The sequence below is a fragment of the Fodinicola feengrottensis genome (genome assembly GCF_039530045.1).
GTDB lineage: Bacteria > Actinomycetota > Actinomycetes > Mycobacteriales > HKI-0501 > Fodinicola > Fodinicola feengrottensis.
Map to the genome: position 1 here is coordinate 29,838 of NZ_BAAANY010000040.1, position 15,157 is coordinate 44,994.

At 65.0% G+C, this 15,157-nt stretch carries 9 protein-coding genes; 3 read left to right on the plus strand and 6 right to left on the minus strand.

The genetic code is table 11. The features are described from left to right. Positions 1-7: 7 nt before the first annotated feature. The 4 genes from ABD301_RS37495 to ABD301_RS37510 form a co-directional block, all read right to left on the minus strand. Complete coding sequence (locus tag ABD301_RS37495; RefSeq protein ID WP_344314857.1) at positions 8-2,863, minus strand: hypothetical protein; 2,856 nt, start codon at positions 2,861-2,863, stop codon at positions 8-10. A gap of 35 nt (positions 2,864-2,898) precedes the next feature. After that, positions 2,899-5,031, minus strand: a complete 2,133-nt coding sequence (locus ABD301_RS37500) for an ATP-binding protein (RefSeq protein WP_344314858.1) — start codon at positions 5,029-5,031, stop codon at positions 2,899-2,901. Then, a complete protein-coding gene (locus tag ABD301_RS37505) occupies positions 5,024-6,826 on the minus strand; it encodes an HSP90 family protein (protein WP_163568482.1) in 1,803 nt (600 codons plus the stop codon). The genes ABD301_RS37500 and ABD301_RS37505 overlap by 8 nt, the downstream gene beginning before the upstream one ends. A gap of 325 nt (positions 6,827-7,151) precedes the next feature. Then, positions 7,152-7,670 carry a lytic polysaccharide monooxygenase auxiliary activity family 9 protein gene (locus ABD301_RS37510; protein WP_344314859.1) on the minus strand — a complete coding sequence of 173 codons (519 nt, stop codon included), beginning with the start codon at positions 7,668-7,670 and terminating at the stop codon, positions 7,152-7,154. 467 nt (positions 7,671-8,137) lie between these two features. Between ABD301_RS37510 and ABD301_RS37515 the strand changes: the two genes are divergently transcribed. Beyond that, a complete protein-coding gene (locus ABD301_RS37515; protein WP_344314860.1) occupies positions 8,138-9,124 on the plus strand; it encodes a chitinase in 987 nt (328 codons plus the stop codon). 121 nt (positions 9,125-9,245) lie between these two features. Continuing rightward, complete coding sequence (locus ABD301_RS37520; protein ID WP_344314861.1) at positions 9,246-10,616, plus strand: cytochrome P450; 1,371 nt, start codon at positions 9,246-9,248, stop codon at positions 10,614-10,616. Here ABD301_RS37520 and ABD301_RS37525 read toward each other — a convergent pair. Continuing rightward, on the minus strand, positions 10,591-11,616 hold the full coding sequence (locus ABD301_RS37525; protein WP_163568479.1) for a terpene synthase family protein: 1,026 nt from the start codon (positions 11,614-11,616) through the stop codon (positions 10,591-10,593). The genes ABD301_RS37520 and ABD301_RS37525 overlap by 26 nt on opposite strands. Before the next feature lie 162 nt (positions 11,617-11,778). Beyond that, positions 11,779-13,419: a hypothetical protein gene (locus tag ABD301_RS37530; protein WP_344314862.1), complete on the minus strand. Its 1,641-nt coding sequence runs from the start codon at positions 13,417-13,419 to the stop codon at positions 11,779-11,781. Between the two features lie 396 nt (positions 13,420-13,815). On the opposite strand from ABD301_RS37530, the gene ABD301_RS37535 reads away from it, so the two are divergent. Beyond that, the gene (locus ABD301_RS37535) at positions 13,816-15,057 is read left to right on the plus strand and encodes an HNH endonuclease (RefSeq protein WP_344314863.1); all 1,242 of its coding nucleotides are present in this window, start codon (positions 13,816-13,818) and stop codon (positions 15,055-15,057) included. Positions 15,058-15,157 lie beyond the last annotated feature (100 nt).

The window sequence follows — 15,157 nt, forward strand, 5'->3', positions numbered from 1 at the left end:
GCCACCGTTATTCGCCGTAGAGTTCGGCCCACATCGCCGCCGCCTCGGAATCGCGTCCGGTCGCCTCCAACACCCTCGCCAGCACATCCTGCGCCTGCTGCGTTGCCCCTTCCGGCGGGTCGTCCCGCAGCACCCGGCGCACCATTTCCTCAGCCGCCACGAAGTCCTGAAGATCGAACAGCAGACTTCCCACCAGCACAGAGGAACTCGCCACACTCTCCAGATCCCCGGCTATCAAATAGCCGTCCACGGCGTTGCGTGCCATCTCCAATGCGGCCGAGAACTCGTCTCGCTGCTGCAAAGCGCGCGCCACGTCGTCGGCGGCGTCCGCTCTCATCCATCCCACGTCATATTCCTCGGACTCCGGCAATTTCAGAGCCCGCGCGTACGCCTGTCGCACCACCTCGAAAATTTCGTCCGCGTCCGGGTCATCGGAGCAGAAGAGCGCGCGGGCCCTGCGTTGCAGCGCGACGATCGCGCCGCATTCCCAGTCAGCCTGTTCAAACATCCGCAGAGCCTCGGTAAACTGCTCCAACGCGTCGGTGGATTCCCCTAGTCGCAGCGAAACCGTGCCTGCCTCCAGGAGTTCCTCGCCGGCCCGACGCGGTTCACCCAGCGCGGCGAAGCCGGCGGCCGCCGTGGTCAGGTTGTCCACACCATCGGCACGCTCTCCGAGCCTGACCTGAGCGGTCCCCAACAACGAGCGTGCCACCCAAACATCGAACCCCTCGGCCATGCCGGCCGCTTCCCACCCATACAACGTTTGTTCCAGCGTTTCGGCCGCGTCCAACCACTGCTCACGGTTGAAATGCGTGATCCCGAGATGCAGGCTCGCGAGCACCGCCCCGATCCGCTCCCCGCCGGCGTGCCAGTTTTCCAGCGCTGCCAGGGCTTCGTCCAGCGCCTCCTGGTCAGCCACCCGGCCGGCGTCACGCAGCACCATCCACCGCAGGTCGTGCACCCGCGCCAGAATTCCCTGGACGTGCTTGGTCGCCGGCGCGGTGATCCCCAGCGCCGCCTCGGACATCTCGTACGCCTCAGCCAGTCTTTCGTTGTTATAGAACAACTCTGCCAGCGTCTGTGTCTGCCGCAACAGGACCGACGCGCTGCCGGCCTCGCCCGCCAACACCCGGGCCTGCTGCACCGCCGCCATGCCCTCGTCCGGCCGATCCACCACAGAGAGCAGCAGGCCGTAGAGGCAGAGTGCCTCCGACTCCAGAACCGGCAGGCCGGCGAGGCTGGCCCGTTCGGCGGTTTCCTTCGCGGCGACCAAAGCGTCGTCATAGCGATCAGCCTGCGCCAGCGATCTGCTGCGGAGAAACATGATCTCGACCAGAACGTCCACTTCGCTCAACTGCTGAGCGGCCTCGTACGCTTCCTCCACCGCCGCGAGACCACCGGAATGGGGGTTCTGCAAGGTCATCGCGGCACCGAGGGTGGCCGACACACGTAACCGGCGGGACTCGTCGCCCATCCCGTCATAACCCTCGACAGCGGCCTTCGCGTGCTCGATCGCGACTTCGACCGAACCGAACTGCAGTTCCGAGTCGGCTCGCGCCTCGGCTAGCCGTGCCCGCAGGTTGGCCGGCAACCGGCCGGCCTTTTCCAGCTCCGCCAACCGATCCCAGCCGGCCTCGGACTCCTCGCGACGCGCCCACCGCGCCTCATCCGCGAAATGGGCGATTTCCTCGGCGGACATCGCTTCCGGGATTTCCACCGGCGGCGCGGCCGGCGCCGTAAGGCCGGGCGTGGCGGACTCGGTCAGCTGGTCAACCAACGGCCGACTCGCGAGGAGTTTCCGCAAGACCTCGCTCTGGTACGTGTTCGCGTTGCGGGCATCGAACTGGGCTGCGATGGACAGCGCTCGCTCGGTGAGTTCGGCACGCAGGTCGGCGACCGCTACCTCGGCCGCCACTCGGGTCCCACAAGCGGGCCGGATAAGGGAAAGATCGCCGTGGCCGAGTTCTTCCAGCCGCCGCAACACCAACGCGCCGCTGGCCGCGAACGCCATGTCCGAGTAGGGCTCCCGGGGCCGGTCCACCCACTCCAGGTGCCGGGTGAGAATCTCCAGCCCACGCATCTCGTTTCCGGTCAGCGCACAGAATTCCAGGTGGTCGGCGATGTCGCCCATCGAGTCCCGGTTGCCGCGATGGTGCCGATACGCCCGCTGGTGCGCAGCCCAGGCCTCGCCAAGGCGGCCGGCCCGTACCAACGGAAACATCATCGCGGTGAGCATCGACTGCGGCTGCTCCCGGCAACCGCGTTCGCCCGCCAAGGCCGGCTCGGCCAGCGCCAAACCCTCCGCGTCCCGGCCCATCCAGACGTGATGGTTGAGCTGCTTGGTCGGCTCGCAGCCAACACAGTCACTGTTTTCGTCGCGAGGGCTGGAAAGCCAACTCCCGAATTCTTTCTCGGCCGCCTCCCGGTCACCGAGATGACTGTGCACCAGACAGCGCAACATGTGCACCGCGTGCATGCTGTGCCCACCAGCCCGATAGCGGCGCTCCATGTCCGCGAGCGCCGCATACACCTGATCCAGGCTGATGCTCGGGAACCGGCGCATCGCGCCGATCATCCATTTGTAGTACCAGCGCAGAAGTTCCGCGTCCCACGCGCTGAACTCCAGCTCGCCGCGGTCGAAAGCGGCGAGGCACCAGGCGAACGGCACGAATGCCCGGTCCGGCAGGGCACCGTTCTCGTAGCAGCTGATCAGCTCCATTCGTACGTCGAATGCCAACTTCGACATACCCAGAGCGTCTGTCCGCACCAGGATTTCCTCGACCACCGCCGTACGGGCATCCCCGTACGGCAGTTGCTCGCTGTCCTCCAGACGGTCGCGCAGTTCCGCCTCGGACATGGTCATGCGATCTCCTACGCTGTCATTTTTTTTCGAGCCGGTCAGCCAGATCCCGGGCGCTGCCGCTCGCGGATCCTACCCTGCAACCAGAGCGCCTTGTCGACGTCCTTGACACCTTTTTCCATGCCTGCGGCGGCAAACAGGTCCAGTGCCGCGGCCACCGTGTCGGCGGCCTCGGGAAGTCGGTCTTCTTCCAGACAAATCAGCGCGACCAACCGCAAAGTGGTGGCAGCGGACCGACGCAAGGACGAGTTCTCGTATTCTCCCGCCGCCTGGCGACCGACCTCTATCGCCTCGTCGTTGCGGTCCAATTGCCAGAGCGCATAGGCGATGTCGTAGGTGGTCGACGCCTTGAGCCAGGCATACTGCGAATATGGGGGCAGTTCACCAGCAAGCTCGTGCGCCCGCACCGCCACCTCGTGTGAGGCTTCGTAGTTTCGGGCATCGGCAAGGGCATCGACCTGCTCACGCAGCAATCTCACCGCGTCGAGGGGAGATCCTTCGGCCAGGTGCGCGGCAGCCGCCTGGCCGTATCGAACAGCGGCCTCCGCCGGCTCACCACCCTCGGCCAACGCCTGCGCTGCATTGGCGAACAACATCGCGGTCCGCTCTGTCTTTCCGGCCGCCGCCAACCGGTCCGCCAACTGCCCGAAGGTCGCGCCGGCGTCCAGGTCCTCGTGCAGCTCCTGCTGGCATTCCCCGAGCAGGATCAACGTTTCCTCGGCCTCCGGCGAAGAATCGGTGAGACCTGCGGCCTCGAAGTCGTACCGAGCCAGTTCCAGCGCCTCGGCCGCGTCTAGCCACTCGGACCGCTCTTCATAGGTCAAGCCCAGCCGCAGTTCGGCGATCGCCCGGCTGGCCCGGTCGTCGGTCTGGCGCCATAGTTGAACGGCCGACAACGCGATTTCCAGCGCCTCCGGTGATTCCAGCTCGTATGCGTCCCGCAACCGCAGCCACTGTTGGTCGTACTCCAGCGCCGCGGCCAGCAACTCTGGCCCTTCCAGCGGCTGGCCCGACGGAGCCGACACAGCCGGCACGAGCACGCTGGTGATGCGCTCAGGTGCGGACAACGGCAGGAAATCCACCAGCGGTTCGGCCGCCAGCAAATCCTCGGTCACCCCGCCCTGATAGCTGTTTCCGTTGCGTGCGTCGAACTGTGCGGCGATCGACCGGGCCCGCTGCTCAAGCTCGGCACGCAACTCATCGATCGGAACCCGCGACACCGGCCGCATGCCCAGCGCCGGCCGCTCGACCGTCAACCCGGCCGGGCCGACCTTTTCCAGCCGGCGCAACAACAAGGCCGCGGACGCGGTGAAGGTCAGCTCACTCGCCGGATCGGTCGGTTGATCGAGCCACCCGACATGGCGAACCAGGATCTCCAGCCCACGGGCCTCATTTCCGGTCCGTGCACAGAACTCCAGGTGAGCGCCCATTCGGTCCACCACCCCCGGCCGCCCTCGGTGCAGCCGGTACGCCCGCACATGCGCGTCCCGCGCTCGGTCCAGCTTTCCGATGCGTACCAACGCAGGCGTGATCACGGTGAGGATTCCCTGCGGCTCCTCCAGGCAGGTCAGTCGGCGTTCGACCACCGGCCGGGCAGCCTTGACCGCGGCCTTGAACCGACCCATCCACACATGGTGTGCGGCCCGGTCCGAAGCCTCGCACGCTTCACAATCGCTGATGTCGTCTCGCGCGCTGTCAGTCCACAGCCGAAAAGACTCCTCGGATGCCTCTCGATCGCCCAGATGGCCGTGAATCAGGCAGCGCATCGTGTGGACCGCGTGCATGCTGTAGCCGGCGATCCGGAAGCGACGCTCCATATCCGCCAGCGCGCTGTCCACTTGTTCCCGACCGATGCTGGGATAGTCCGGCATCGCCGCGATGATCCACTTGAACCGCCAAAGCAGCTTCCGAGTGTCCTTCGGCCGGAACTCGACAGCACCCCGGTCGTACTCGCCCAGGCAGGCCGCGAAGGGCGGAAACGCTTTCGCTGGCTCACCCCCGAAAGTGAACGCCTCGATCAGCTTCATCCGTACGTCAAAGAGCAAGCGAGGGTCTTCCAACGCCTCGGCCCTGGACAGGATTTCCTCGACCGCGGACGTACGGGCGCCGCCGTACGGCAGCTGGACAGCCTGTTTGAGCTCGGCCCGGAGGTCCTGGTAAAGGTCAGTCATCGTCCGAGCCGCGAACCGCGCGGTCGATCATTTCCAGGAAAGAGCGGTTCAGCACTGCGGTGTCCTGCGCCCGCAATGGATGGTGGCCGGACAACAATGCCTGCCCGTAAAGGGATTCGATCACCAGGGTCACCAGTCCCGGATCAGTCAGGCCGGCAATTCGGCGGACCAGCGGGCTCCGGTAGTTGAGAATCAGCTGCGGGCGGCTGCTCTGGTCCAGGTCGTCCAAGGCCCCCAGAACCCCGGCCCACAGCGGGTCCGCGGTCTCCTGCGTTTCGCGCAACCGCTGGACATGCCGGGCGTTCGGATCGGAAAGGTAGAGCGCCGGCAGACTGGCCGGGCTGAACTCGCGGATTTCGGCATCACAGTTGAGCCGGTCCAGTGCCGCCCGCGCGGTCTGCAGGAAGGCCGCCATCCGCAGCTCGACGTGATTGTCCAGCGTGTCAAGGTAAGTGGTGACCGCGCCGGGTTCCAGCGGCTCCACGTGAATGCCGGAGTTGGTCTGGCCGATGCGCTCCAGCAAGTCGGTCGCGTAAACATATCCGCCGTTGACCACGCCAATTCCCTGCGCGGTGGCCACCGCGGCGATCTGCCGGAAGTTGTCGACCGTACGAGAATAGCGGATGACCGGGTGAGTACGCCGGAATTCGGCCAGCGGCATCGGGCCAAGGGTGGTCTCGAAAGGCATCCACCGCTCCACCAACTTGAGCGTTTCGTCGTCATGCAACGCGAGTGCTTTCACGCCCAGGTCGTGAATGTCGAAGAACTCCTGCAACCGGTGCGGCGCGGTCACCGACAACCGGACCAGCCACAACCGCAACTGCTCGCCAAGCGCTGTACGGGTGCTCTCCAGCAGCTCGTCCTCATAAAGCGCCTCTCGGCTGGCGGTCGGCCGCAGCTCGCTCGCATCCACCACCACACGGGCGAAAAACGCCCACTCCGGCAGCAGATCCGGCGTCCGGTCGGTCAGCAACATCCGCTTGAGGTAAACCCGGTGGGCACCGCGTTCGGCCGGATTGGCGGAAAACGGCAACACGAAGGCACAGCCCGTCAGTCCGGCCTCGGGCACCGACAGGTCGATGATGTCAAATGGCCGGAATCCGAAGTACTTCTCGCAGTAGTCGCCGAGCAGCTCGGTACGGGTGCTGTCGGCCGGCCGGCCAACCCACGGTGGCGGCGAGGTGACCAGATCGGACGTGCCGTCGGCATTTGCCACCAGTACGTCAAAAGGCAGCAGGCCCCCATAATGCGCCGCGAGTTCTCGTACGGACTCGTCCTGGAGCCAGCGTTCCATCCCGGGCCGTGGCACCAAGGACACCGTGGTGCCCGGAGTTTCCCGTTCCTGCTCGGCCTTTTCCAGCGAGTAGCGGCCGTCCGCGTACCCTCGCCACACCATCGTTGGTCCGCCGGTGGCGCTGCGGGTGACGACGTGGATCTCGTCCGCGACCAAAAAGCACGAGAGCAGGCCAATGCCGAACTGGCCGAGGAACTCGTGCCGCGCGAATCCGAGGTCGTCACGCTTGGAGCTGCGCCCGATGGTGGCGAGCAGGGTGTGCACTTCATGCTCGGTCAGCCCGATGCCGGTGTCGTGGATCCGCAGCATCGGGCTTTCGTTCAGCCCCAGCGGTTCCAGCCGGATCTCGATGGCCGCGGCCGGCTCGGTGGCCCGCCGGGCGGTGGTCGCGTCCACCGCGTTCTGCAGCAGCTCCCGAAGGTAGACCCGCGGGCTGGAATACAGGTGATGGCTTAGCAGGTCCACGACCCCGCGGAGATCCACCTGGAAGGACAGGTCCACGCTGCTCAGTACCTCTCGTTGGATGGCAGTACGCCCTTGGACACCAAACAGCCCTACGGCGCGGTCGCCGCAGGGCCACTTTTTCCCCGAGTTATGGGTAGGTTAACCGGCACCGCCGTTGGCCCAACACGATCTTTCCCAAGGGTGCCCCAACAGGCATCCAGGACGAGCTGCTCGGGAGGCCGGCAGGCCCGTCGAAGATCATGGTGCGCGAACGCATCCCGGCTGCTGGTGTCCCTCACTGACCACATCTGGTCAGGTGAAAACACGGCACAGCCCCGGCGACCGGTGCGGGTTCCGGTCGCCGGGGCCGCTGGCCGTACGGTCAGCTCACCTGCAGGTCGATGCAGGAGTAGAACGCGTTCGCGGTGTCCGCGATATTCCAGATCGCCAGCACCTTCTGCCGGCCGCTGACGTTTCCGAGGTTGATGGTGTGGGAAAACGCGGTCGGCGGCACGGAGTTGTTGCCGTCCACGAAACCGACCCGGGTGTTGCCGATGTAGTACTCCCAGCTCGCGGTCCGGTGCGCGGCGGTCAGCACCCAGTTGAAGGTGACCGTACGACCGGTCGCGGTGGCGTGCCAACCTTTGGTGTCGTCGTTCAGCTCGGCGAACCGGGCCACCCCACCGTCACAGCGGCGCAGGCCTTTGGGTCCCTCGACGCTCTGCGGCTCATATTTGATGTCACCGCAGGAAACCGTGCCGGCCGCGCATTGCGCCTGCCGGCTCGGCGGTGCCGAGACATAGCCATGCGCGCTGGCCGGCGCGACCGGCAGTGCGAGCACGATGAGCGGCACCGCGGCGGCCGCGGCCAGCGTGCGGATGAGCTTGCGTTTCACGTTCATGACGGCTCCCTCTGCTGGGCGACGATCGAGGGTCTTTTGGACCCTTTTATGGGTGATCTGGTCGCACTATTCGCGGTCGGATCGGATCCGCTTGGCGGTCCGGCCGCAACGCTGGCCGCAGCGAGAAGTTTCGGTGTTCCGATGCGGAAAACGCACAGAATCACCCTCAAGTCAGTGGGTGGCGAGCCACCCGGGCTCTGCACGTATCTGCTCGATAGGGTCGAGTTTCGAGCAAAAAGATAATCCCCATGTCCGGTCGCGGTCAACAGTTCGTAATTAGTGGTTCGTAATCCGGTCTCGTCGACCAATATCACCAAAAACCCGGCTCTTGACAGCAATCCGCGGATCCTCCAGGCTCCTACACACTCTTCCGCATCTGCCCAGTTCGCGGCCCGTTCAGCGGCCGTACGGAGCGGCGCCGCCCCGCGATGTGGACGGGTGCAGCCCCCTACGTCTGGAGGAACCCCATGCGTTCCAGGCTCCGCCGTGCCATGGCCATGGCTCTCGCCACGGTCGCGACCGTCGCTTTGGCCCCCGCCGCCCAGTCATCGGCCGCTCTCGCCCCAATGGCCGCCAGCCCGATGGCCGCGCCCTATCTCTACGAGGGCTGGGGAGATCCACCCAGCCCGACCAGCGTGATGTCGGCGACCGGCATCAAGGCATTCACGATGGCATTCATGCTTTCCAGCGGTGGCTGCAATCCGGCGTGGGACGGCAGCCGCCCGCTGACCGGCGGCGCCGACCAGTCGGCGATCAACGCCATCAAATCGGCCGGCGGCAACGTGGAAATCTCGTTCGGCGGCTGGCAGGGCAACAAACTCGGACCGAACTGTGCCAGCGCCAGCGCGCTCGCCGACGCGATTCAGAAGGTCATCAACGCGTACGGCCTGAGATACGTCGACATGGACATCGAAAACACCGATGAATTCCAGAACGCGACTGTGCAGGACCGCATTCTCGGCGCCCTGAAAATCGTCAAGGCCAACAATGCCGGCATCAAGACGATCGTCACTTTTGGGACCACCACGACAGGCCCGGACTCCAACGGCGTTCGGCTGGTCAGTCAGGCCGCCGCGTTGGGTGCCAACGTTGACGTTTTCAGCATCATGCCGTTCGATTTCGGTGGCGGCTCCAACATGTACGGCAGCACAGTCAATGCCGCGAATGGACTGCGGGACCGGCTCAAGAGCGCCTTCGGTTGGTCGAATGCCACCGCGTACGCCCATCTCGGCATTTCCGGCATGAACGGCCTGTCCGACCAGCAGGAACTGACCTCGCCGGCGATCTGGACCCAGATCCGGGACTGGAGCAACAGCAACCACATCGCCCGACTGGCCTACTGGGCCGTGAACCGGGATCGCCCATGCGCGGGCGGCGGAGTGGTTTCCAACTGCAGCGGCATCAGCCAGAACAACTGGCAGTTCACCTCCATCACGGCCGGCTTCACCGGTTAGAACCGGCCGCGTGCTGCCTGGTCCTTGCCATCTGGCGGGACCAGGCAGTTTCGCATTGTGCCTGGTCCCGCCTGCGTCTAGGGTACGAGGTCAGCGACGACCGTTCGCGACGGAGGTCCAGGTGGGAGAATCCGCGGCGACCTCCGCGCCGGTCGCCTCCGGGCGTGTTCCGCTGCTCGGACATGGCATCCAGATGTTGCATCATCCGCTACCTTTTCTGCAGCGGCAACGCGATCGCGGCGAGGTGGTGAAGATCTTCCTGGGCACCCGGCCGGCGTACGTGATCAATTCACCGGAATTGATCCACCGAGTATTGGTCGCGGACGCCGACCGCTTCGACCGCGGCCGGCTTTTCCAGAAGGCGTCGGCTTTGGTGGGCCACGGGCTGGCGACCTCAGACGGCCCCTTCCATCTCCGGCAGCGGCGCATCATGCAACCCGCCTTTGGCCGGCTGCAGGTTCGTACGTACGCGACCGACATGAACGCCGAAGTGCGCCGGTTGGTGGACTCCTGGAAACCTGGTCAGGTCGTCAATGTCTCCCAGGACATGGGTGAGCTGGCGCTTTCTGTCACCGCGACCGCTCTCTTCCGTGCCGAGATTGGCAAACAAGCCGTCCAGGAAGTGCATCGCTGGCTGCCGGTGATCGTCGCCGGGCTGCTGCCGAGAGTGGTCGCACCGGATGGCTGGGAACGCGTGCCGACGCCCGGAAATCGCCGGTTCACCGAAGCTCGCCGCCGACTCCGGGCGATTGTCGAGGATGTCATCGAGTCTTATCGTGTCTCGGCCGGAAATCAGCGCGATGACCTGCTGTCGGCGCTGCTCACGGCTCGGTACGACGACACCGGCGAGCCGATGAGCGCGGAGCAGTTACGCGACGAGGTCATCACCATCCTGATGAGCGGCACCGAGACGACGGCCAGCGCGCTCAGCTGGATGTTCCATCAACTGGCCGAAAATCCGGAGGTCGAGCGCCGGATGCACGCCGAGCTGGATACGGTTCTGGCCGGCCGTGCGGTCACGCATGCGGACATCGAGCGGCTGGACTACACCGGTCAGGTGCTCCGGGAGACGCTTCGCCGGCACAGTCCACTGTGGTTCGTGATGCGTCGTACGACCGGGCCGGTGGACCTGGCCGGCGTCCGGATTCCGGTCGGCAGCCAGGTCATCTACAGCCTGGCGGCGCTGCATCGCGACCCCGCGGTTTTCGCCGCACCGATGGTCTTCGACCCAGACCGGTGGGCGCCCGGCCGTCCAGTGCCAGACCGGCAGGCCTTCCAGCCCTTCAGCAGCGGCCGCCACAAGTGCATCGGAGAATCCTTTGCCTGGGCCGAAATGACGATCGCGGCGGCGACCGTCGCGGCGCGATGGCGGCTGCGTCCGGTGCCGGGCCGGCGGATCCGCGAACGTACGCTCGCGACCCTGCGCCCGAGCACCCTGTTGATGATCGCCGAACCTCGGTTCGCTACTACAGCTGCTCCCACCACCAACTAATCGACGGCACCGGAATTGGTTCCCTGCTGGGATCGGAAGGCTTTGCCGCCCAGCCAGCAAACTCCGGCTGACCGCCATAGCGCGGGACGGTCAGGCTCCATTCGATGTTCCCTCGAATGGTGTGCCCAAGACCATCCACATAGGACGCCAGCGCCGGGCCGCCACTGCCTCGATATTTCTCCGACAGGAGCAGGAAAAGTGCCATCACACGATCCCGCAGCGCAGTGGCGCTTACGATAGCGTCCTGACGCGAACAACGATCCTGCCGGTGAATCACGTCGACGAGGGTGGTGCCGGTCTGATTGAGCCGGCGTTCCTTTTGGCCGGACACCAGGTCGTTGTCCAGCGCGGCGACCATTCGGGCCGCCTCAGTTGTCGCTCGTACGCCGGGAGAATCCAGCTCTGCCGCCGGAACCTCCTGGTTGTTGACGATCTCGATCATCGCGGTGGTCGGTTCGCCAGCGCATGAATTCAACCGCATCGTGAGATAGTCGTTCAGATCAGGCTCGGTGCCAGCTTCGACATACGACACCTGCCACGCGGTCGCAGACAACCAGCCAGCATGGCCGTTAATCCACCGTCGCATTTGGACCGGGGAAGCGATCGCGGACAGGTCGGCGCCGATCCGGCCCAGCGTGACCACATACGGGTCTTCCGTAACGGGATGGGAAACCGCCGGGTTTTCCAGCGTGGTCATCAAACGCGCTGCGAGATCCTTGAACGCGTCGGTACGCGTGCTGGTCGGTCCGCTGTCGCAGCGGGCATCGTCGAAGGCGAATCCCCAGTAGCACCAGTGCACCGCGGGCTGCAGCCGGTCAATGTCCGCCTCGGGTGTGATGCGCGCGTAGAACTCGGCACTGTTCGTACCAGCGAGATGTGGGTGCAAGTCGTGGTCCGCGAGCCACCGTAGCGCCCGGTCCTGTACCAACTCGACCTGCGGATGCAGCACGGACGGAAGGGGGCAGTAAAATGGGAGGAGACTCACGGACGTCTCGGTCACCGTTGCCTCCTTACCCGAGTCTTGTCACTACCGCGCGCGACTTTACGGCCACGAACGCCAGTTGACCAGGGCCTACCGGCACTTTCGGCGATCCGGTCCGCGGCATCGACGCACACTTCGTATTGCCCGGTGTGTTGAGTGCCAGCATCAGCCGTTGTCAGCTCACCCCAGGCCGACGAGGTTTCGCTGCCCTGGGGAGAAAACAGCCACCGCCGCCGGCACGGTCACCAGGTGGGTCCCGCTCCCCGGGACGGTAAACGTGGCCTGACTTCGCAGTGTAAGAAGATCAAACACCGAAACAGTGGTGGAGTGGTCGTTGGACCCTGTCGCGCAAGAAATTGAGCCGCCACTCACGCGGAGTGCCCTGGCCTCACGATACGCGTCCGGGTCCAGGCACGAGCCAAACTGCCCTTTGGGGATATTGTGTCGCTGCCGAGAAGCCAGGTCATACCAGGCATATTTTCCGTCGTCCAGGTAGAGCAGAACTCCGGCGGAGGTGACCGCGGAGACAATCTCCATGGACGAGCTGTAGGCATAATTCCCCGAGGAGGCCGCCAGCACGACCTCGATCGCGTCACGGTCCCCCACCGAACCGACGGTTACCCATCCTCCATCGTTCGACTCGAGGCCGACCTGGCCACCTTTGGGTCTGTCGAAGGTCTTCTGCCAGGTGACGACTCCGGTACGGTCGGGATAGCCGACGAGAGTGTCCCGAGTCGCACCAGGGCATCTCATATCCAGCACAAAAGTGTCGGCCGTCGCGGTTGAAGTCGTTCTCGTACAATCCGCCGGCAAGGTTTTGGACCAGAGCACCGAACGATCCAGGAGATCGCGTACGACCACGCTCTGGTTGTCGTCGCTCCAGGTAGCGTATGTGGTGTTGGTCAGGCGATCAGAGAGATCCTCGCCAGTTCCTTTCCCTGGACCAAAAGACGCGGCCGCATCCGGTCCGGACACCGGCTGGACGCTGCGCAACTGGCCGGTCGCGGTGTCCAGCACGACCAATGAGTTCAGGTCCCCGCGGACCGGTTTTCTGGCCGAATACCACAGCAACAACAGTCGGTGGTCCGGTGTGGTCAACGTACGATCAACTTTCCCGTCGCCGCGGCGATAATGCCATCGCGGCCGACCATCGCGGCCACCTACCGCCACCACGCCGTCCGCCAGCACCACGATCGCGCCATCCACCGACGACCGCACCTGCGCGATCCCGGACGGCGCTTGATAATTCCAGGCCACCTTCGTCGGCCGAGCCAACGGCACTCCACCAGCAACCGCCGGCGCATTCGACGCGTCGACAACCTGTTGCCCAGCCCGGCTCACGCGTACCGACTGCCGGTCCGCACCGGCAATTCCGGCGCCCACCACTATTGCCAGCGCCACCAGGCACGTTGCCGCAGCCACCGGCTGCCGCCAGACCGACTTGCCCACTGGCACTTTCACTGCCAGCAACGCCAATGCCCCCAACGTCACAGCGCCAGCGGCGACAACCGACCAGACGCCACCCCGCAACTCGTCGAGATCCGCCGCCGCGGTCGTCGGCACCGCCAAAGATGCCAGCACCCAAGCCGAATTCACCACCGCGAAAACACCAGACACCGCGGCGACCAGTGCGACTGCCCGTACGATCCGCTGCCGTATCGGCCACCGCATCACCACCGCCAAGCCCAAACCCACCACAATGGCCGACATCGCAATCAAAGCCAGCCACCACCGGCCCGGCTGCCCGTGCCCCAGCACCGCCGCGACCACGGCACCCACCAGCAGACCCACAGCCGCACCGACCTTGACGAAATCCCCCATGTCGGCAAGGTAGCCGCCCGCCGCAATCACCCGAAACAACCAAGATGCCCTTTAGCGCATCCGCGCACATGGCATAACGTTGCATCTGAGGTGCCCCAGACGGATGTGAGTCCGGTGGCGCGCGAGGGGTCGAAAGAACTGCATTCTGTTGCGGTTTCGCGGTTGAGCGCGGTGGCGTCGCCTCGTTACGTGCGCCCCGGCCTGGATGTACCGGCAGGGAGCTGGGTTCGGCCTTGTTTCGCCTGGCTTTTCGTCGAGAGTGGGGCCCCACCCTCACCAAATTGCTTAGGGCTTGAACGCGCGCGCTCTGTGTTTTGCTGAGATGATTGAGAAAATGACCACGTTCCGATCGTACGAACTCGATCTTTTTGACGGTGATGGCGGTAGAATGGTGTCATGGCCGCCGGCGATGACGTCACAGATCCAGAGCTCTGGATGTGTAAACCCGGGCAGTTGGCCGATTTGCTGCGTGCAGCCGAGCAGGACATTCGGCGGCGGCAGGCGCGGGCGTTGGATATTGTCGCGGCAATTCATCGGAACCGGGTCGGCAAGGCAGTCGGACATGACAACACCATGAGGCTGCTGCAAGATAATCTCCTGCTGTCCCCGACCGAGGCTGGTCGTCGCCTGAAACGGGCATTGAACCTGTGCAGCAGCCAAGCACTCACCGGTGAAACCCTCGCGCCCAAACTTGGTCTTGTCAGTGCAGCTATGCGCAGAGGTGAACTCGCGGATTCCCAAATCGACACGATCATGGGGATCGTGAACAGGCTCCCCGCCAGGGTGAACATCGAAGAACGCGAAGGCGTCGAGGCTTCCCTGGTGGAGCACGCGAAGAGTCACCCCGCCCGCCGTCTTGTCGAACTTGGTCGCCGCATCCACGATCACCTCGACCCCGACGGCCCAGCTCCTTCGGAACGGGAGAACGAGAAACCGCGCCGCGAACTGTCCCTGCACACCGGGCGTGATGGGCGACTGAATTTCCGGGGCTCCTTCGACGGCGAAACAGGCACCCTGCTCACCGAAATCCTCAGCCCACTGGCCAAACCCCGCCCCACCGAAGACGGCCGCCGAGATGAGCGGTCAGTCTCCCAACGCAACGGCGACGCGCTCGCCGACGCGCTTAATCTTGTCGCGGACTCCGGGAAACTCCCCATCCAAGGGCAGGAACGCCCTCACCTCACTATTACCCTGGACTGGGAACTGCTCCGCGAACGTCTCGGTGTCGCGTACGCACACACCGGCATCGCTATATCCCCAGAATCCGGCCGCAGGCTCGCCTGCGACGCGAACATCACCCCGATGCTCCTGGGCCGCAACAGCGTACCGCTCAACGTCGCCCGCACCGAACGACTCATCCCCGCACACCTACGAAAAGCACTCATAGCGCGAGACAGAGGCTGCGCCAGGTGCGGTCGACCACCCCGCTGGTGCCGCGGCCACCACGTCAAACACTGGGCCGATGGTGGCGATACCTGCCTGGAAAACTGCGTGCTCCTGTGTGATGCCTGCCATCGACTGATCCACCACAGCGACTGGGAAGTACGCATCATCGACGGAATCGTCGAATTCATCCCACCCGCATACCGGGACCCTGAACGAAGACCCATCCGTGGAATCAACCAACTCGCCGCATAACAAACCACCCCGGCCGCCGGGCAACCACCACGCCCGGCGGCCCACAACCCTGCCCGCCCCCGACGTTGCACTTCGAGTTCGCGTTGTGGACCAGGGATAT

What these genes read in the sequence shown, in the direction of transcription:
- ABD301_RS37495 (WP_344314857.1), bottom strand. Translation starts at nt 2,863, where the DNA reads ATGACCATGTCCGAGGCGGAACTGCGCGACCGTCTGGAGGACAGCGAG.
- ABD301_RS37500 (WP_344314858.1), bottom strand. Translation starts at nt 5,031, where the DNA reads ATGACTGACCTTTACCAGGACCTCCGGGCCGAGCTCAAACAGGCTGTC.
- ABD301_RS37510 (WP_344314859.1), bottom strand. Translation starts at nt 7,670, where the DNA reads ATGAACGTGAAACGCAAGCTCATCCGCACGCTGGCCGCGGCCGCCGCG.
- ABD301_RS37515 (WP_344314860.1), top strand. Translation starts at nt 8,138, where the DNA reads ATGCGTTCCAGGCTCCGCCGTGCCATGGCCATGGCTCTCGCCACGGTC.
- ABD301_RS37530 (WP_344314862.1), bottom strand. Translation starts at nt 13,419, where the DNA reads ATGGGGGATTTCGTCAAGGTCGGTGCGGCTGTGGGTCTGCTGGTGGGT.
- ABD301_RS37535 (WP_344314863.1), top strand. Translation starts at nt 13,816, where the DNA reads ATGGCCGCCGGCGATGACGTCACAGATCCAGAGCTCTGGATGTGTAAA.